Raw genomic sequence first — 19,379 nt, 5'->3', positions numbered from 1 at the left:
TTAGGAAACCCCCAACGGTCAGACAGACTAACGATTGGGGGTTGTTCACACTTATATGATTACTTGCTCCAGGCTGCCTTGGCTGCGCCTTCCTTGAACACCTCATGGAAGCCCTTGACATTGGCTGCAATGTCACCGCCGAACACGGCAGAACCTGCTACGATAACGTCTGCACCGGCGGCTACGATGTCGGCGGTATTGTTCAGCTTTGCACCGCCGTCGATCTCCAGTTCGCACTTATAGCCGTTCTTCTGGATTTCCGCGCGGACAGCCTTGATTTTGTCCATGCACTCCGGAATAAAGCCCTGACCGCCAAAGCCCGGCTCAACGGTCATGATGAGCACCATATCGCAGTATGGCAGCAGCGGGAACAGCACCTCAGCGGGGGTTTTCGGCTTGATAACGCAGGCTGCCTTGACACCGGCTGCGCGGATTTTCTTCAGCTGCTCAAGCGTATCACCGTTGGACTCGTAGTGTACGGTGATGATATCCGAGCCGGCCTTGATGAAGTCGTCCAGATACTGATCGGGGTCCGAGATCATCAGATGTACATCGAGCACCTTGTCGGTCGCCTTGCGCAGCGCCTTAACCACCGGAGCGCCGATGGTGATATTCGGCACGAAGTGACCGTCCATAACGTCAACGTGAACGTATTCCGCACCGGCATCGGTGGCAATTTTAATATCGCGTGCAAGATTTGCAAAATCTGCGGACAGAATAGACGGTGAGAGCTTGATTTCCATGACAGTTCCTCCTGTAACCGCAGAGTATTCCGCGGCATAATTTGATACCAGACGCGCCTGTATGCTCAACCGGTTTGCACGGCGCCGTCTTTTTGAATACGAGGGCGGCATGCACGGTCGCCCTCCTCTTGATTTACATTATATCACACCTCTTTGGAAATTGAAAGTAAAGAGTGTGGAGTGGAGATAACATAACGTTTTCATCTTCTTTACACCGCTGCATCTTGTCACATCCTGCGGTTTCCATTTTTAATGAGCTATACCCAGAAGAAGGCTGCACCACACCGTCAATTACCGTTTGCTAATTCCTGATTACTAATTTGTTCTAACGGTATAGAAAACTTCTCCATCGAAATCAACAATATTTTGTCGCCCTCACCGATTGATTTATCTGCGTGAAAAAGGTAGAATAGAAGTATCATGCAATAAAGGAGCGAACACGATCATGAGCGTCAATCGTTGTTATTCCGAGAAAAAAAACGGCTTCGATGTCGAAGCACGCAGCCTGTTCTCCAGCCTGCACGACCTGTTGGAAATCAAAAACCTGACTCATGTGCGCTATCTCTGCCGCTACGACGCAGAGGGACTTGCACCTGAGACCTACGAGAAGGCAAAGGGCATCGTATTCTCCGAGCCTATGGCTGATGTGTGCTACGACGAGGACTTTCCCCGTCCGGAAGGCGCTCACACCATCCTTGCGGTAGAGCCGCTGCCCGGTCAATTCGATCAGCGCGCCGATTCCTGCGCACAGTGCATCCAGCTGCTCACCGGCGGCGAACGCCCGACCGTTGCAGCCGCTAAAATTTACGTTCTGGAAGGCGAACTCACTGCTGAGGACATGGACAAGATCCGCGGCTATCTGATTAACCCCGTAGACACCCGCGAGGCTTCGATGGCTAAGCCTGCAACCCTCAAGGTAGAGTACGCTATCCCGACCAGCGTGGCATCGGTTGTCGGCTTTACTCACATGGACGAGACGGCTCTCTCTGACCTGCTGCATAATATGGGTCTGGCGATGGATCTGGACGACCTCAAGTTCCTGCAGACCTACTTCCGCGACACCGAAAAGCGCGACCCGACCATCACCGAGGTTCGCATGGTCGATACTTACTGGTCCGACCACTGCCGCCACACCACCTTCCTCACCCAGATCGATGACGTAAAGTTCGAAGATCAGATGGTGCAGGACGCATTTGACCGCTACATGGCTGCCCGCGTAGAAGTCTACGGCGAGGAAAAGGCTGCGAAGCGTCCGGTAACGCTGATGGACATGGGTACGATCGCGGCTAAGGTGCTCAAGAAGCGCGGCTACCTGAAGAACATTGACGAGTCCGAGGAGATCAACGCCTGCTCCATTAAGGTGAAGGCGCTCGTGAACGGTCACTACGAGGACTGGCTGCTTATGTTCAAGAACGAAACCCACAACCACCCGACCGAGATCGAGCCGTTCGGCGGTGCTGCTACCTGCCTCGGCGGTGCGATCCGCGATCCGCTGTCCGGCCGCTCCTACGTTTATCAGGCAATGCGCGTAACCGGCGCGGGCGACCCGACCGTGCCGCTCTCTGAGACCCTCGAGCACAAGCTGCCGCAGCGCAAGCTGTGCCAGACCGCTGCTGCGGGCTACTCCTCCTATGGCAACCAGATTGGCCTTGCTACCGGCCTCGTACACGAGATTTACCATCCGGGCTATGTCGCAAAGCGCATGGAGATTGGCGCTGTTGTCGGCGCGGCTCCGCTGGAGAACGTCATCCGCGAGGTACCCGAGCCGGGCGATATCGTCATCCTGCTCGGCGGCAAGACCGGCCGCGACGGCTGCGGCGGTGCAACCGGCTCCTCCAAGAAGCACACCGAGGAATCCCTCGAGACCTGCGGTGCAGAGGTCCAGAAGGGCAATCCGCCGGAAGAGCGCAAGATCCAGCGCCTGTTCCGCGACGGCAATGTCACCCGCATGATCCGCCGCTGCAACGACTTCGGTGCGGGCGGTGTATCGGTTGCCATTGGCGAGCTGGCCGACGGCCTTGACATCGATCTGAATGCCGTACCGAAGAAGTACGACGGTCTGGACGGCACCGAGCTGGCCATCTCCGAGTCGCAGGAGCGCATGGCTGTCGTTGTCCGTGCAAAGGACGTAGACGCCTTTATTGCCGCAGCTGCCAAGGAAAATATCGAGGCTGTTGTTGTCGCAACCGTTACCGACAAGAACCGCCTGTGCATGACCTGGAACGGTGTTAAGATCGTGGATGTTTCCCGTGATTTCCTCAACACCAATGGCTGCTCCAAGCACGTTGACGCAGAGGTTGGCGCACTGCCGACTCCGTCTATCTCCTGTGCTCCGGCAGGCAATTCCGAAAAGGAAAAGCTGCTGAACCACGCCTCTACCCTCGGCATCTGCCTCGAGCGCGGTCTGGTTGAGCGTTTCGACGGCTCCATCGGCGCAAGCTCGGTATTCATGCCCTTCGGCGGCAAGTATCAGCTGACCCCGACGCAGGTCATGGCGGCTACCATGCCGGCACTGAACGGTCAGTGCGAAACCGCCTCTGTCATGGCGTTCGGCTTTGACCCCTACTTCACCGAGCAGAACCCGTATCTCGGTGCATCCTCCGCGGTAATCGAGTCTGTAGCCAAGCTGGTCGCAGCGGGCTGTGACTTTGAGACCGCATACCTCACCTTCCAGGAGTATTTCGAGCGTCTCGGCAAGGATCCGAAGCGTTTCGGCAAGCCGCTGTCCGCCCTGCTGGGCGCGTACACCGCACAGGAGAACCTGTGTCTGGCAGCCATCGGCGGCAAGGACTCCATGAGCGGCTCGTTCGACGATATGGACGTACCGCCCACGCTGGTTTCGTTCGCTATCGCGCCGCAGGACGCTTCCCGCCTCATCTCTCCTGAGTTCAAGGCGGCAGGTCATCCGGTTTACTTCTTCGATGCACCGTACAATCAGGACGGCACGCCGGATTACACCACGCTCAAGTTCATGTGGAACGAGGTTGCAAACCTGATTGCGTCCGGCAAGGCGGTTTCCGCGTGGGCGCTGTCCACCGGCGGTATCGCTGAGGGCGTGTGCAAAATGGCGCTCGGCAACAAGATCGGCTTTAAGATGGACGATTCCTTCCCGTCTGACGCGCTGTACCTCAAGAACTTCGGCGGCATCCTGATCGAAGCCGCATCCGAACTCCCGGCTTACTGGCTGGTCGGCCACACCACCGACGACGAGAAGATCACGGTTGCCGGTGAGTCCGTAACGCTTGACGAGCTGACGGCTGCCTTTGAAGGCAAGCTCGAGAGCGTATTCCCGACCAAGGCAGCTGCTTCCGATGAGCATCTAACCAAGGTTTCCTTCACCGAGCGCAATGCTGCCGCTCCGGCGGTCAAGAGTGCAAAGCCGCTGGCCGTTATTCCGGTATTCCCGGGCACCAACTGCGAGTACGACACCGCCCGTGCGGTTGAGAACGCAGGCGGCGCAGCTGAGATTGTCGTTGTCCGCAACTTCTCCGCGGATGCCCTCCGCGAGAGCGCAGAGCAGCTCGAAAACTCCATCCGTAAGGCGCAGATGGTTATCCTGCCGGGCGGCTTCTCCGGCGGTGACGAGCCGGACGGTTCCGGTAAGTTCATTGCATCCTTCCTGCGCGACGCAGGCATCAAGGATAGCATCCACGAGCTGCTGAACAAGCGCGACGGTCTGATGCTCGGCATCTGCAACGGCTTCCAGGCGCTCATCAAGCTTGGTCTGGTTCCCTACGGTGAAATCCGTGACGAGATGACCGGCGACGACCCGACGCTGACCTTCAACCTCATCGGCCGCCACCAGAGCCGCTACGCCACCACCCGCGTTGCGTCGGTTAAGTCCCCGTGGCTGTCCTCCTGCAATGTCGGCGACCTGCACTCCATCGCGTTCTCGCACGGCGAAGGCCGCTTCGTAGCGCCGCAGCACGTCATCGACGACCTGATCAAGAACGGTCAGGTAGCGTTCCAGTACACCGATCTGAACGGTGCCCCGTCCATGGACATCGCGTGGAACCCGAACGGCTCCATGTGCGCGATCGAGGGTATCACCTCCCCGGACGGCCGTGTGCTCGGCAAGATGGGTCACACCGAGCGTTACAGCCCGTTTGTCGGCAAGAATATCTACGGCGAAAAGTATCAGCCGCTGTTCGCAAACGGCGTGAAATACTTTAAGTAAAGCCTGTGCAGAAAGCGCCCTCAACGAGGGCGCTTTCCTATCAATAAATGCAATATGAAAAAGCGGTTAAAAAATACTATAAGCGCATCATGCAAGACATTTTAGGATATATCAGTTTATCCCCATATTGGCGGCAAATTCTTCGAGATACTCCTGCATTTTCCCCAATAATATTGGAGACTGCCGATCTCGCACAGTTCGATTGTCATCTTGCTCATATTTGCCAACGAAATAGACTTTCTTTCGGTGTATATCTAACCGAGTTTGATCCTGTCAATAGTCACGAATGCTTGATCCTTGTATATGCGAACGACTCATTTTATTCGCATCTTTGTGCCGTTTCCTTCAATAATCTTGATTATTTATAACAGGAGCACCTACAACAGAAATTTATACAGAGCGTGGTTTCTATAACAGCTCCTATGAATTGTCTTTTCATGATCTATCCAAATATTCTTTAGCGTCAAAGAACAAACTTGCAATCTAAAAACTTCGCAACTCACTTTCTTCCAATAACGAGGTGTTTTTATGAACCCCTGTGAGCACAAAGTCCAATACTACGAAACCGATGGCATGGGCATCGTCCACCACTCGAACTACATCCGCTGGTTCGAAGAGGCGCGCGTGGATCTGCTCGAGCAGCTCGGCTTCGGCTACGACCGCATTGAAGAGGCCGGTTACAGCGGTCCGGTGCTGGAGGTCTCCTGCCAGTACAAAACCATGTCGAAATTCGGCGAAACCGTGCGAATCGAAGCATCTATCACGCAGTACAACGGCGTACGCATGACGCTGCACTATGATGTCTACGACAAGGCGACCGGCACGCTGCGCTGTACCGGCGACAGCCGCCATTGCTTTATCAACACCGAGGGCAAACCGGCTATCCTCAAGCGGTGCTGGCCGGAGTTTGACGCGGCATTGGCTGCAAATATTGTCAAAGAGTAACAAAAACCGTCATCTCTGCATTTGAGATGACGGTTTTTGTTTTGCCTGTGTTATCCTTTATTCTCCACACCGGTCAGGTCCTGAACAACTTCACCTGCGATGATAAGACCCGCAACAGCAGGCACAAACGCCGTGCTGCCCGGAACCTGTCGGCGCTGTGTGCATTTTCTGGCAGTGCCCGGCGGACAGATGCAGTTCTGGCGGCAGCTAATCGCCATATCATCGATGGGCGTCATAGCCGGCTCCTTGGAGTACACGACCTTGAGCTTGCGGATGCGGCGCTTGCGCAGCTCGTAGCGCATAACACGCGCGAGCGGACAGCCGGAGGTCTTATAAATATCCGTCACTTCCAGCTTGTCAGCGTGAATCTTGTTGCCCGCACCCATGCAGCTGATGATACGCGTACCGGCCTTGGTTGCCTGCTCGATCAGCTCGAGCTTGCCGGTTACGGTGTCGATCGCATCCACAACGTAGTCATACTGGGTGAAATCGAACTGAGAAGCGGTCTCAGGCGTGTAAAAGGTTTTGTAAACGTTGACCTTGCAGTCCGGATTGATATCGTGAATACGCTCGGCGGCGGCCTCTACCTTGTATTGACCGACCGTCTTGCGGGTAGCGATGATCTGGCGATTGATGTTGGTCAGACACACCTTATCATCGTCGATGAGGTCAAGTGTACCGACACCCGAACGCGCCAGCGCTTCTACCGTGTAGCCGCCTACACCGCCGATGCCGAACACCGCAACACGCGCGTTGTACAGGCGTTCCATGCTCTGCTTGCCAAGCAGCAGCTCGGTTCTCGAAAATTGATTGAGCAAGTTTTTTTCTCCCTTTCGTGCAGTTTTTCGCTTAATTATAAGTATAGCGGGGAATGCCTACTGTGTCAATAGGAAAGCTGTTGTTCCCCTGCACCGACTGACCGGGGTACTCGAACTGCGTAAGCGTGTTCGCCCCTGACGGGCGGGAATTTTTTCGCTGAACCTCAGCGGGGGATTCGCCGTCTGCGGACGGCGGGAGAGCGCGGCACCCGCCGCGGGGGCAAAAAGGAAGGGACACCTGCGGTTTCCCTTCCTTTTTGAACTCCTACCTTTCCCTTATTTCTTAGTCTGGCGCGAATCAGAGACCGGCGACCGCTGCGAAATAGAAGAACGACAGAGGATTTTTCTCTGCTACGGACGAACTACCTTCGGAGTCCGTCCTCTTAAGCAACCTGTTCGCAGTGTCAGATAGCGTACTGCTACACAGGCGGTTTTGTCTCCGCAGGCGCGACATAACAGTGTCGCGCAAATCCTTGGCACGTTGTAACGCACAACACCTACGAATTAGGCGTTTGGTGCAATTTATCTTCGCAGGCCCTGTCTATCATAACGCGCTGACGAATTGTGCGGCACTGTTATGCCGCACCCAGCGTAGAATAGCCGAGCTGTATAGCAGAACGCTATCTGACACTGCGAATAGGTAAAGAAATGGGAGCACACTGTGCTCCCCTACGGTAGAAAAAATCCTCTGCCGTTCCCCTTTTCGAAGCGGTCGCCGGTCTCTGGTCTGCGCCAGACTCGGAAACAAAGGGAAACGGGAGTTAAGAGGGTAGAAACCGTAGGTGTCTACCCTCTTGCCCACCGCCGCGGGCGCGGCAGGCGTCAGCGCAGTTACACTCGCTTCCAAGCGACCAATGCCACTCCTGCCGAGATAAACTCCGTCACCCAGAACGCATGCCAGACGCCATTCGCACCCATAATCTTACACAGCACGACCGCGATCGGCAGAATGACCACGGTATACCGGCACAGTGAAATCACGAGCGACGCCGTACCCTTTCCGAGTCCTTCCAGTGCGCCAGACGCCGTAACCGAAACCGCCGAAACAAGAAATCCCACACAGATAATGCGCAGCGCATGTGCACCGATAGCCACCGTCCGGACATTTTCGGTGAAAAGTGCCATCAGCGGAGATGCGAACGCCAGACACAGCACCGTGCCGATCATCATAATGCACGCACACAGCGCAAGCGCTACCTGAAAAATACGGCTGACGCGTTCCCGCTCACCCGCACCGTAGTTGTAACCGATCACCGGACGCATCCCCTGAATAATGCCGCTCGCAGGCAGATACAGGAAGGTCTGCAACTTGTAATAGATGCCGAGCACGACCACATATGCCTGACTGAACCCCGCCAGCAGCGCATTCAGACACGAGATGAGCAATGACGGCAGCGCCAGATTGAGTGCCGCCGGAATGCCGACCGCATACAGCCGTGCCGTGATGCCTCGAGCGCCGTGCAGCCCCTTGCGTGTGATATGCACGGACACCGGCTGCAGCCGATATATCACCAGATAGAATGCCAGCGTTACCAGCTGGCCGATGCCGGTGGCGAGTGCCGCGCCGCGCATGCCAAGCTGCGGGAACGGCCCGATACCGAAGATGAGCAGCGGGTCCAGCACGATATTTGTCACGCAGCCGAACAGCAGCGCCGTCATGGTCACCTGCATGCGGCCCATCGCCTGATAAATCTTCTCGAATGCGAGACCGACCATGATAATCACCGAGAACGCGAACGCGATAGACGCGTACTGCGTACCCATCTCCGCTACCTGCTCAGAATCCGTGAACAGCCGCAGGAAACGCGGCATAACGGTGATGCACACGATCATGCTCACTACGCCGTGGATAACCGAGCACGCAATACCGCGCGTCGCCGCCGCGTCCGCCTTGTCGAGCTCACCGGCACCGAGATGATACGAAATCACTGCGTTAATGCCCACGCCGAAGCCGATAGCGAGCGCGTTTATCAAATTCTGTACCGGATAGACCAGTGACAGCGCTGTTATCGCGTCCTCCCCTATTTTTGCAACAAACAGGCTGTCGATGATGTTGTACAGCGAGTTCACCAGCATGGAAACCACCATCGGCAGCGCCATTGAGAGCAGCAGCGGCAGTATCGGCTTTTCCCGCATAAAGCGTTGGTTCACGTTCGGTTCCTCCCTTTTGTGCAAATAAAAAACCGCACGACCGGAATCCCGGTCGTGCGGCGAAAAAGAACATCTTGAGATGCTGTAAAAATCCACACAAATTTTAGTGAGATAAGTTTATCATAAAAGATGCGGAATTGTCAAGCCGTCAGTTAATCTCGGTCGGCAGATCGACATAGCTGCTCAGATCGGTCGGCAGCGTAATCTTAACCGCATCGCCGGTAGCGGTTACCTTAGCGGCTGCGTTCAGAGTTGCGCTGATGGTCTCGCCCTCTGCTGTAATATCAACCGTACCGGAAATCGCGGTATCGGTAAGCATGCCATTGACTGCCTTCGCGGTAACATTCATATCGCGGGTTCTGATGGAAACACCGTCCAGCATGCCGCCGAGCAGCTCATCAAACAGGTCAGAGCTGAAGACACTGTTCATGTTGTACTTAACGGTCATACCGCTGCTGCCCTTGGTAATGCTCTCGATCGCGCTGACCGGAACAGCGCTGTTCATAGCAGAAATCTCCATGCCGTTCAGCACATCATCAAAGGACATCGCCATTTTGTACTTGCCCTGTGCACCCATATCCATGTAGTAAGTGCCATTGGTGAAGTAATAGTTAATATCCTGCGAAATACTGGTATCGCCGCCGTTCGCCAAAGACGGGTCGATCGTCATGTTCAGCTTGCCGCCGAATGCCATCACGGACTTGTCCAGCTCCTTGAGGTTCATATCGGTCTTAATCGTCATCGGCATGGACATATCGAGCAGCTTGGTGGTGCCGAGTTTAACGCTTGCCTTGATGTTCATATCCATAGCCATCTTGGACTCCGCCGAGGTGTTCTTCGCAGCGGTGTTGAATGCATCCGCGTCTGCGAAAAATGCGCCCAGAGAAGCAGCCTTGGTCTTGTCAACCGCACCGTCTGCAACCAGCTTATCGAGCAGAATGCTGTCACTGCCCTTGACATCGGTATCAAGCGCGGTCAGGCTCATTGCAACTACGTTGTCACGCAGGAAATTCTTGGTGCTGCAGTTGATATCGTCCACCAGACCAACCTGCTCACCGAAATCCAGTGCTTTGGCATAGGTAAAATCGCCCTTGGCATCCGAGTAGCCGAGTGCGCGCAGCAGGAACGTGGTATACATCTGTGCAGAGCACTTGCCGGTCGGGTTATAGGCAGTCGCACTCATGCCGTTGGCAAGGCCGTTATCGTACAGGTACTGCACATACGGCTTTTCCCAGTCCTTCAGATCGGTAAACGGCGCGGTGTAGGTCAGCTTTTCTGCCTCAGTCTCCTTGCCCAGCAGGCGGACCAGCATTGCCGAAGCCTCGGCACGGGTGGGTGCCTTGTCAAGCTGGTAACCCTGATTAGTGCCCTGGAACAGTCCCACGTCCTTCAGGCGGTCCGCACAGTTGGTGAAGTTCGCCGCACCGGCTGTTGCCGTAATACCGGCAGCAACCAGCATGGATGCCAGTGCGATTCTCATCTTTTTCATATTGTCTTCCTCCTTTTAATCGAAACAGCCAATAGCTTATCCTTAATATAGCATAGTTCTTGGAAAAAGTAAACAACAATTCAGAAACGATGCGGCTATCTGACGCATGATTGCAAATCCGCGCAGAACATGGTAAACTAAAGGTGCTTTTTGTCGGTTGTTTTGCCTTTCTGACAGCAATTTTACCATACAGGGATGTTTGCTACATGGTTTTCAGCAGTCTGATTTTTCTATTTTTCTTTTTGCCGGCGGCGCTGTTCTGCTATTATATCGTGCCGCAGAAATTTATCCGGGTGCGGAACGCGGTGCTGCTTTTATTCAGCCTGTTCTTCTATTTTTACGGAGAGCCAAGGCTGATCGGCATGCTAATTTTTTCGATACTGATGAACTACCTGTTCGGTCTGTCCATGCGCAGTACATACAGAAAACCGCTGCTCATTTTGTGCGTTATCGCCAATCTAAGCCTGCTGGGTGTGTTCAAGTATCTGAATTTCTTCATCAACTCAGCGGACAGCCTGTTCGGACTGGGTATTCCGGTGACAGGCATTGTCATGCCGATCGGCATCTCGTTTTACACCTTTCAGGCGCTCAGCTACGTCATTGACGTATACCGCCGGGAGGTTCCGCCGCAGCACGACCCGTTTTCGCTGGCGCTGTACGTTTCCATGTTTCCGCAGCTGATTGCAGGCCCGATCGTACGCTACCACGATGTCAACGTGCAGCTTGCCGTGCGAAAGCACTCGTTTGTGCAGTTTTCCGAGGGCATCAGCCGCTTCCTTTTCGGACTCAGCAAAAAGGTACTGCTGTCCAATGTGTTCGCGCAGATTGCGGACGGCGTATTCAAATATGCACCGAGCGAGCTGTCTGCCGCCGGTGCGTGGATGGGCGCGATTGGCTATACGCTGCAGATTTACTTCGATTTCTCCGGCTACTCGGATATGGCGATCGGTCTCGGCAAGATGTTCGGCTTTGCGTTCCTCGAAAACTTCAACTACCCGTACATCAGCAAGTCGGTCACCGAGTTCTGGCGCCGCTGGCATATCTCGCTGTCCACCTGGTTCCGCGACTATGTGTACATTCCGCTCGGCGGCAACCGGTGCTCACCCACACGGCACATTTTCAATCTGCTTGCCGTATGGACACTGACCGGCTTCTGGCACGGTGCCAACTGGACGTTTATGGCGTGGGGTCTGTACTTTGGCGTGCTGCTCATTCTGGAAAAGAAATTCCTCGCCGGACTGATTGCGCGTCTGCCGTCCGTGCTGCAGCATGTCTATGCGCTGTTTTTTATCGTCATCGGCTGGGTGTTCTTCCGCAGCGATTCGATGGGACTGGCGGTGCAGTACCTCGGCAGCATGTTCACCTCGACGGTGCCGCTCAACCGGTTCGTAATCGAATATCTGCTGCGGTTCTGGCCATACCTGCTGTTCGGTGTTATACTGTCTGCGCCGGTGTTCCCGCGTCTCAAGGCCTCCCGTGTATGGCGCGTGCTGGAGTTTCCGGTGCTGGCTGTCCTGTTCACACTGTGCATGATGCGCCTGCTCGCCAGCAGCTACAACCCATTTATCTACTTCCGTTTCTGAGGAGGGCTGAGACATGAAAAACGCGAAGCATATTGTCAAAACCGTGCTGTTCTGCGGTACGCTGGCCGTTTTTTCGGCTGTCAGCGTATTCAGTCCGAAGGAAAAAGGCTCGTTTTACGAAAATCGCAGGCTGGCGGTCTTTCCGGTGCCGAGCGTCGAGACCGTGCTGGACGGCACGTTTTTCTCCGATGTAGAGACCTATATCAGTGACCACTTTGCCTGCCGTGTTCCGCTGCTGCGGCTGAACGTCCGCAAGGAGCTTGCGCTGCACAATCCGGTCGTCAGCAACACGGTTATCGCGGGTGATACGCTGCTGCCCTATCACGGCAAGCCGCGCACCGATTACAACCATGAGGACATGCAGACCGTATTGGATGCGCTCTCGCAGGTAAACGCGGCGTGTGAGACTGTCGGTGCAAGGTTTGTCTATCTGTCCATTCCCGAGCAGAGCAGTGCTTTGCGGTACAAATATCCGTCGTACCTCACGTCCGGCACCTACACGGATGATTCCATGCGCACGGACTTTCTCGCCGGACTGGATGCGCGCGGCATTGACTGTCTGAACATGGCGGACTATCTCTGCACCGATCCGGAGAAATATTACAGCAAAACCGACCATCACTACAACTTTTACGGCGCGTATGAGACCTATCTGCGCACTATGGAGCACCTGCAGACGCTCGGCATAGACGCACCTGTCACCACCGATGTGACCATCGAGCAGATTGAGCGGCCGTTCCTCGGTTCCCGCTCCCGCAAACTGCTCGGCGAGTACCCCACGGATGACAAGCTGTACCGCTTCACGCTCGGCACACCCGTGCCCTTTACGCGAGAAGATAACGGCAAGCCGGTTGCCAGCACGGTGGTCAATGAGAATTTCAACAACATGTACGATTACTACATGGGCGGCGACATTGGCGAAACCATTATCAAGACAAACCGTCCCGGTCTGCCGCGCGTGCTTGTCGTCGGCGATTCGTTCACGAACCCCTTAGAGGGTATCCTGTATACCTCGTGCGACGAAATGCGCAGTCTGGATTACCGTCACTATGACGGCGAGAATATCCTTGACTATATCACTGATTATCGGCCCGATGTCGTACTGTATGTCCGCGATGATCTGACCTGCATCACCACCCAAGGCAACGGCACGATGGGACTTGCGGAATAAAAAAGACACCCCTTGGGGTGTCTTTTTCAGATAGACATGCGGTGTAATTGAGAATGAAAAATTCGTCTCTGGCTTTTACTTCAATTACTGCCAATCAAGCGGCTTCGGCTGCTCAAATGTAGTTGTTGGCTCACAGAAGACGTGCTCATGTGCACTCTTGAGGATGCACTCCATCACCTCAAGCGAATGCAGCGCCATCTCGCCGGAGGCACGCGGCTTGCGGCCCTCCTCGAGCGCGTAGACGAGATCCACCAGACCGATACCGCGCGGGTTCTCGGCGTGGCTGACCGAATTGTACGGATGGCTGTTCGGCACGACCGGCCACGGCGCGTTTACGTTCTCCGGACGGCGCTCGGCATCCGCCCAGCGGTACTGGTCGGGCGTGCGCATGAGCGTATCGCCGCCGAACAGGTTGGGACCGGAAATCGGGTCCTTCTCGTCAATGAGAACGGTTCCCTCTGTACCGTAAATCTCCATACGCGGCAGCTCGGAATCCCAGACGTCAAAACTGCAGGTCAGCGTCACCTGTGCGCCGCACACAAACTCAAGAATCGCGTTGATATGAGTATCCACGTCCACCGGCAGCACCTGTCCCTTGCTCGGGCCGGACGGCACGGTGCGCGTCTCTCCTGCCTTGGTGGCCATTGCGCAAACGCGCTTTACCGGGCCGAGCAGGCTGAGCAGCGCGGTGACGTAGTACGGCCCCATGTCGTACAGCGGGCCCGCACCCGGCTGATAGAAGAATGCCGGAGCCGGATGGTGGAACTCGTGCCCGTGACCGACAAACCATGCACCGCCGCCCGTGATGCGGCCCAGTCTGCCGCTGTCGATGAGCTCGCGGATGTTCTGCAAGCGACCGCCGAGGAAGGTGTCCGGCGCACAGCCAATCAGCAGTCCCTTCTCCTTGGCAAGTGAAACAAGCTCCCTGCCCTGCTCAAACGTCATCGCCAGCGGCTTCTCCGTGTAGACATGCTTGCCTGCCTTCAAGGCTGCCAGATTATACTCATAATGTGCCTGCGGCGTCGTCAGATTGAGGATAATGTCAATATCCGGGTCAGCGATCAGCTCCATACCGGAGGCGTATGCCTTGGGAATACCGTGCTCTGCCGCCTTTCGCTGTGCCTTCTCCAGTCCGCGTGAGGCACATGCCACCACCTCGACTGCGTCATACTTTTTCAGATTATTCAGGTAAACATTGCTGATGTCGCCAATGCCGATTACACCAACGCGTAATTTCTTCATCTTATGTTCCTCCCTTTGCTCTTTGACCATATTATAAAAGGAATGCGGATGGATGTCTTACAATATCTTGCGATTTCTTACAGGCAGGAGACAGGAGTTTCGATTGCGGTTTACCATCGTCTACTCCTCACTCCTGCCTGTTCACTCCTTGCTTTTTACGACCTGCATGTGCGGATATGCAATATCAATGCCTTCCGCATCATAGGTGAGCTTAATGCCCTCGAGCACGGCGCACTTCAGTGCGAATGCGGTGGCGTTATCCTTCGCCCACAGCGATGCACGCAGAACAACCGCGGAATCCGCCAGCTCAAGCACAACGACCGGCACATCGGGCACGCCGTCCTTTTTCTGCTGCTCGGTGCGAATATCGAGGAAGGCCGGCTGCTTCCGCACCTCGCGGGCGAGCAGCTCTTTGGCTTTTTTGAGGTCGCTTTCGTAGGTAATCCCCACTGTCAGGAACACGCAGACCTTGCTGTCCGCATAGTCGGCGTTCTCGATGATGGCACTGTTCATCTTGCTGTTTGGGATGATGACGCGCTTGTTCTCGAACGTGCGGACCGCAGTATGGTGCAGCGTGATCTCCTCTACGCAGCCGGTGATGTCATTATCGACATAGCGCACGACATCGCCCATCTTAAACGGCTTGAATGCGAGGATCATCATGCCGCTGACCACGCTGCCGAGTGCTTCCTGTGCTGCAAGACCGGCAACCACCGCAATCACACCGCCGGTCGCCAGCAGAGTACGCACCGCACTCGACAGCACCGGAATCGCGCCTACGATGACCATGCCGCCCGCAAAGTACACCGCAGCAACCGCTATGTAGCGCACAAATCCTAAGACGGTCGCAATACTGCTGTTCGTTTTCCGGTGACGGTCAACCAGCTTTTTCATCAGCCGATTGACCAGTCCAGCCGCCGCCAGCGTTAGGAGCAGCACCGCCACGGCCAGTATTCCCGTGGAAATCAGCTTTCCCAGCGGCGATTCCATAAATTCTGTAAACCATTCAAACATCAGGGTTCCCTCTCTTTCCGGAGATAGGTTTATTATAGCGTATCTGCGGGTACGATACAATAGAAAAAGCCTCGGAGCATACATCTCCGAGGCTTTTCACACATTCATAAATGATATCCTATCGTTTGCCTGATGCTATCACCGCATAACCTCCACGAATGCAGGTTGCCCGGCAGGATGCTTACCCTTCCGGATAAAACTCCGCCGACGGTTCGGTCAGATGCTCATACACACGCACGAACGAGCTTTCCATATACGCCGAAAGAAAACCGTTCAGCACAGCGGTCAGGCATAGCGCCGCCACCAGAGCCGCCGCGAATACCGCAATCGCCATGCCGGTGCTCATCGCAGTCAGGCCGACCGTACCGAGCAGGATACATCCCCAGAGGACAACAGCGATCAGTACATACCAGCCGATAAAGCTGAGATCGAACACAAACAGCTTCATCAGATTTCCGCGGAACGCCCATGAAGCCTCACGCGTAGCTGCCCATGCACTGCGGTTCTCATCCTGCGCGAGCAGAAGCCAGCCTGCGTTATAAGTCTGCAGCTTAACGCGAATCGGAATCATCACCAGCAGGTACACAACCTGCAGCGCTCCCGCAATCACCTGATACTGTGCCGTATCCGAGACAGCCATAGCAACCGCAAACACGATTGTCGAATAGATGACGGTCGGCACGATTGACCAGATAATGCCGCGCAGCCACAGCGTAAACACCATACGGATGCCCGCCCAGACACTTTTTAGCGAGGTGAACGGGTACATGAGCATACCCACCGTCACATCCTCGCCGTGTGCGAGGCCGATGTAAAAGTGCATGAGGCCGAACTGCAGGGGGCCCGTGATCGCCAGCATAAGCGCAATGCACAACCATACCGTATTCAGTCCGCGCGAGAGTGCCGCCATCAGCTGGTAATCATTTACGGAAACACCGCCTGCGATGAGCGCGAACGCTCTGCCGAACACGGAAACGTACAGGATCACCATCAGCAGCACATACGGCACAAGGTACATCAGCTGGATGCCGATACACCGGCCAAGGTTTTCCATTACACGCGTCTTCTGCTCCCGCTTAAGCTGTCTGCGGGTCTCAGCTGTAAAATTGTTCATAAAATTCTCCGTTTTCTTTATCATTCACCGACGTACACGACCTCATCCCGCTTGGAATAGGTGGAGCTATTAGCCAGCACCTCGGTCGTCTTGCCATTTTCAGTAATCTGCTTGTAGGTCTTGGTCGAGTAGCCCGTGATGCCCGAGGTCTCCACGCGGCTCTCGCCTGCCTCCATCGAGCTGTCCGTCTTTGTAACGGTCTCCGGCTTATAGGTCTCGAGCACCTCTGTGCGGGTCGTGACCGTCTTGTCGCTCGTTTTGGTGCCGACAATGGTCATGATCATCTGACCGTCGGTCTGCTCGGCAAGAATCTTGACCGGATACGCCGTATTGTTGACGAACCGGAAATCCAGATTGCCGTAATCCACGGTTGCGTCCTCGCCGAGCGGTGTGTAGGACACGGTAAACGAATGATTATGCCGTTCGGTCACCTTCAAATCGGCACGCAGCACGGCCATGTACAGCGTCGAGGACGGCTGGCAGACACCGCCGCCGAACTCGTCAATAATCTTGCCGCCTGAGTAGGCGTGCGCCTCCTGATAACCGCGTGCGGCTGTGCGCTCGCCAACCGTGCCATTATAGGAAAACTCGTCGCCCGGATTGAGGATGGTGCCGTTGATGGCTTTAGCCGCCAGACGGATGTTGTTCGTACGCGGTGCGTTGCCCTCATCGAGATTGGTCGCCGTGCGCGCGAGCGTATCGTGGAACAGCTTCGCCTTGAGCGTCTCTGCCGTGATGGACGGCTGGGTGATCGTCACAGGAATGGTGTAGGTCTCTTGCGAGCCGTCGCCAATGATCTCCTTGGCCTTATCGGTGTCGAACGACACGCCTGCCTTGCCGGCGATGATGGTCTTGCCGTCCTCCTTGCTGACGGTGGCATTGACCGGGTCACCGATAATGTCGGCTGCGATCTTGTCAACGTCAATCGCCGGAGCGGCTGTCACATCAGTCGAGACCTCATACGGCTCAAAGTCCATCAGGCGGATCTGATCGGTCAGCGCCTGCTCTACCGTTTCCGTGTCAAACTTGACGCCCGGCTTGCCGGAATGCACGATCAGATTGCTGTCCTGCAGCTCCCAGGTCGGATTGACCGGTTCGGTCAGCGCCGTGTCCGCGATTTCGTTAAGCGTGCCGCGCAGACTTTCTTCATCTACAGTTGCCGCAATCTGCGCCTCTCTGTGACCGCGCATTGCGCCGATGATATCGCGCACGCGCTCGAGCGGATTGCCGGTGCGGCCTATTTCATAGGCGTTCTCGGCGGACTGGATGCCGTCCACGTTTTTCAGCACCTTATCGACCGGAATATCATAGTTGGAGCCGTAAATCGTCACCGTGACGTTCTTACCCTCGTACAGCGGCGCACTCTGGTCCTCGATGGTGTTTGCCGCATCATCGCGGTTCATGCCCCCGACCGCGATCGGTCCGACAGTCACGCCCGGAAAAACATTCGGGTAACAGTACACATAGCCGAATGCACCGGCTGCCGCCGCAATGACAACGCCGACGGCAATCTTTACACCGATAGGAACACGACGTTTCTTCTTCGGCTGCTTCGCTTCCGTCCGGATGACCTGCGCCGGTTTTTCCGGCTTTTTGGCCTGTTTTTTGATCAAATGCGCTCCCTTCTTCGGTTTGTTTGCGCTTTTATCTGCCATGAGTATACCTCTTAACTAATCTATGCTTGGAATATGCTTTGGATTCTCGATGCACCCGCCATTATTCGACAGGTATACCTTTATATTATAGCGCCCTGTATTCATGATAGCAACCACAAATTCGGATAAATTCGGTATACGCCGTCATAATCTGCCGTTTGTCAAGAGTAAATGCACAAAAAAGCAAAAATAATTTTACGAGGCCAGAATGAGGGCCATTTCCTCGCGGAAAAGCTGCTCGGAGCACAGATAACCGAACATTTTCCGCGGGTAGTTGTTGAGCCACGCCTCGATCCGCTTGGTTTCCTCGTCTGAGATTGTGCTGAGGTCGGTGCCCTTCGGAACGTGCCGCCGGATTAGGCCGTTTTGGTTTTCGTTGGATCCGCGCTCACTCGGCCGGTAGGGGTGGCAGTAGTAGACCTCGGTGCGGGTGCCCTTGCCGCTTGCGCTTCGCTCAATCCCGGCAGCGTCGGCAAACTCGCAGCCGTTGTCGCAGGTGATGGATCTGAATACCTTCGGGAACAGGTCGCCGTACTTGGCCTCGAGCCCGTCGATCGCAGCGACGACGCTGGCGGCCGTCTTGTCCGGCGACGGTATAATGAGCTCCCAGCGCGTTTTCCGCTCGGTCATCACGATGTAGGTGTTGCTGACGCCTTGGCAGCTTTCGACGCTGTCCATCTCCCAGTGTCCGAAGGTGCTGCGGTCGTTGATGTGCTCAGGGCGATCCTCGATACTCCGGCCGGCGGGCTTGCGGGGCATGGATCCGGCCGGGCACTCCGGCTGGTGGCGCTTGCCGTGCTGCGGCAGCATGGAGACGGTCAGCTCGTCGCCGAAGATCTCGCCGCGGATGTAGTTGTAGGCGGTGCTCGCGCAGATGTGGGTCTTGAAGGGCCAGCCCTTGACCTCGGCCTCACCGATCGCGGCCTCCGGGCTGTACTTCTCGTCGCGGATCTTGGCGATCAGGTAGTCGGCCAGCTCGTAGTCGTTGCCGATCTTCAGCTCCGGCCCCTTGGCGCGGAGGTTGGCCTCATAGCGGGCCTGCGCGCCTTCGGGGTTGTATCTGGTCTCGGTGGTGTAGTCGCTGTTGAGGTGCTCATAGGTGCACCGCTTCAGCTCCCGGTAGATGGTCGTATGATGGACGCCGAGCTCTTTGGCGATGTCTGTCGGCTTCATTCCTGCGCGGATGAAGGCGTCGAGCTGGATGCGCTTGGTCGGCGTCAGATGGCTCCAGTGCTGTCCCATTGTGTTCCCCTCCGTGATAAAAGAAAAGGGGCGGC

At 55.7% G+C, this 19,379-nt stretch carries 13 protein-coding genes; 4 read left to right on the top strand and 9 right to left on the bottom strand.

What is annotated here, in order from left to right:
* Positions 1-59 precede the first annotated feature (59 nt).
* Positions 60-743 carry a ribulose-phosphate 3-epimerase gene (gene rpe / locus DW724_RS11825; protein ID WP_117750831.1) on the bottom strand — a complete coding sequence of 228 codons (684 nt, stop codon included), beginning with the start codon at positions 741-743 and terminating at the stop codon, positions 60-62.
* A 445-nt stretch (positions 744-1,188) separates the two neighbouring features.
* Between rpe and DW724_RS11820 the strand changes: the two genes are divergently transcribed.
* Positions 1,189-4,920 carry a phosphoribosylformylglycinamidine synthase gene (locus DW724_RS11820; protein ID WP_202183528.1) on the top strand — a complete coding sequence of 1,244 codons (3,732 nt, stop codon included), beginning with the start codon at positions 1,189-1,191 and terminating at the stop codon, positions 4,918-4,920.
* A gap of 528 nt (positions 4,921-5,448) precedes the next feature.
* Positions 5,449-5,865, top strand: coding sequence for an acyl-CoA thioesterase (locus DW724_RS11815; protein WP_118761610.1), 417 nt, complete (start codon positions 5,449-5,451; stop codon positions 5,863-5,865).
* Between the two features lie 50 nt (positions 5,866-5,915).
* Here DW724_RS11815 and DW724_RS11810 read toward each other — a convergent pair whose 3' ends face one another.
* The 3 genes from DW724_RS11810 to DW724_RS11800 all read right to left on the bottom strand — a co-directional run bounded on the left by DW724_RS11810 (position 5,916) and on the right by DW724_RS11800 (position 10,323).
* The gene (locus DW724_RS11810) at positions 5,916-6,683 is read right to left on the bottom strand and encodes a tRNA threonylcarbamoyladenosine dehydratase (RefSeq protein WP_118761609.1); all 768 of its coding nucleotides are present in this window, start codon (positions 6,681-6,683) and stop codon (positions 5,916-5,918) included.
* Between the two features lie 831 nt (positions 6,684-7,514).
* Positions 7,515-8,834 carry an MATE family efflux transporter gene (locus DW724_RS11805; RefSeq protein ID WP_118761608.1) on the bottom strand — a complete coding sequence of 440 codons (1,320 nt, stop codon included), beginning with the start codon at positions 8,832-8,834 and terminating at the stop codon, positions 7,515-7,517.
* Between the two features lie 148 nt (positions 8,835-8,982).
* The gene (locus DW724_RS11800; RefSeq protein ID WP_118761607.1) at positions 8,983-10,323 is read right to left on the bottom strand and encodes an S-layer homology domain-containing protein; all 1,341 of its coding nucleotides are present in this window, start codon (positions 10,321-10,323) and stop codon (positions 8,983-8,985) included.
* 206 nt (positions 10,324-10,529) lie between these two features.
* Here DW724_RS11800 and DW724_RS11795 point away from each other — a divergent pair, with 206 nt between their 5' ends.
* The gene (locus tag DW724_RS11795; protein WP_118761606.1) at positions 10,530-11,906 is read left to right on the top strand and encodes an MBOAT family O-acyltransferase; all 1,377 of its coding nucleotides are present in this window, start codon (positions 10,530-10,532) and stop codon (positions 11,904-11,906) included.
* 13 nt (positions 11,907-11,919) lie between these two features.
* On the top strand, positions 11,920-13,077 hold the full coding sequence (locus DW724_RS11790; RefSeq protein ID WP_118761605.1) for a DHHW family protein: 1,158 nt from the start codon (positions 11,920-11,922) through the stop codon (positions 13,075-13,077).
* Between the two features lie 84 nt (positions 13,078-13,161).
* On the opposite strand, the gene DW724_RS11785 is transcribed toward DW724_RS11790, so the two are convergent.
* The 5 genes from DW724_RS11785 to DW724_RS11765 all read right to left on the bottom strand — a co-directional run bounded on the left by DW724_RS11785 (position 13,162) and on the right by DW724_RS11765 (position 19,344).
* Entirely contained in the window at positions 13,162-14,319 is a 1,158-nt protein-coding gene (locus tag DW724_RS11785) for a Gfo/Idh/MocA family protein (protein ID WP_110436725.1), read from the bottom strand.
* A gap of 141 nt (positions 14,320-14,460) precedes the next feature.
* Entirely contained in the window at positions 14,461-15,333 is an 873-nt protein-coding gene (locus tag DW724_RS11780; protein ID WP_158580309.1) for a mechanosensitive ion channel family protein, read from the bottom strand.
* Between the two features lie 181 nt (positions 15,334-15,514).
* Positions 15,515-16,447, bottom strand: a complete 933-nt coding sequence (locus DW724_RS11775) for a DUF975 family protein (protein ID WP_158580307.1) — start codon at positions 16,445-16,447, stop codon at positions 15,515-15,517.
* Between the two features lie 20 nt (positions 16,448-16,467).
* A complete protein-coding gene (locus DW724_RS11770; protein ID WP_118761602.1) occupies positions 16,468-18,102 on the bottom strand; it encodes a VanW family protein in 1,635 nt (544 codons plus the stop codon).
* Between the two features lie 195 nt (positions 18,103-18,297).
* Positions 18,298-19,344 carry an IS30 family transposase gene (locus DW724_RS11765; RefSeq protein WP_118761601.1) on the bottom strand — a complete coding sequence of 349 codons (1,047 nt, stop codon included), beginning with the start codon at positions 19,342-19,344 and terminating at the stop codon, positions 18,298-18,300.
* Positions 19,345-19,379 lie beyond the last annotated feature (35 nt).

It is taken from the genome of Butyricicoccus sp. AM27-36 (assembly GCF_003480945.1).
Taxonomy (GTDB): Bacteria; Bacillota; Clostridia; order Oscillospirales; family Butyricicoccaceae; genus Agathobaculum; species Agathobaculum butyriciproducens.
This window is presented reverse-complemented; position numbering and strand designations above follow the sequence as displayed.

Excerpts from the sequence above, each read along its gene's own strand:
- DW724_RS11780 (WP_158580309.1), bottom strand. The coding sequence starts at position 15,333 with ATGTTTGAATGGTTTACAGAATTTATGGAATCGCCGCTGGGAAAGCTG.
- DW724_RS11800 (WP_118761607.1), bottom strand. The coding sequence starts at position 10,323 with ATGAAAAAGATGAGAATCGCACTGGCATCCATGCTGGTTGCTGCCGGT.
- DW724_RS11795 (WP_118761606.1), top strand. The coding sequence starts at position 10,530 with ATGGTTTTCAGCAGTCTGATTTTTCTATTTTTCTTTTTGCCGGCGGCG.
- DW724_RS11815 (WP_118761610.1), top strand. The coding sequence starts at position 5,449 with ATGAACCCCTGTGAGCACAAAGTCCAATACTACGAAACCGATGGCATG.
- DW724_RS11785 (WP_110436725.1), bottom strand. The coding sequence starts at position 14,319 with ATGAAGAAATTACGCGTTGGTGTAATCGGCATTGGCGACATCAGCAAT.
- DW724_RS11765 (WP_118761601.1), bottom strand. The coding sequence starts at position 19,344 with ATGGGACAGCACTGGAGCCATCTGACGCCGACCAAGCGCATCCAGCTC.
- DW724_RS11770 (WP_118761602.1), bottom strand. The coding sequence starts at position 18,102 with ATGGCAGATAAAAGCGCAAACAAACCGAAGAAGGGAGCGCATTTGATC.
- rpe (WP_117750831.1), bottom strand. The coding sequence starts at position 743 with ATGGAAATCAAGCTCTCACCGTCTATTCTGTCCGCAGATTTTGCAAAT.
- DW724_RS11790 (WP_118761605.1), top strand. The coding sequence starts at position 11,920 with ATGAAAAACGCGAAGCATATTGTCAAAACCGTGCTGTTCTGCGGTACG.
- DW724_RS11820 (WP_202183528.1), top strand. The coding sequence starts at position 1,189 with ATGAGCGTCAATCGTTGTTATTCCGAGAAAAAAAACGGCTTCGATGTC.
- DW724_RS11775 (WP_158580307.1), bottom strand. The coding sequence starts at position 16,447 with ATGAACAATTTTACAGCTGAGACCCGCAGACAGCTTAAGCGGGAGCAG.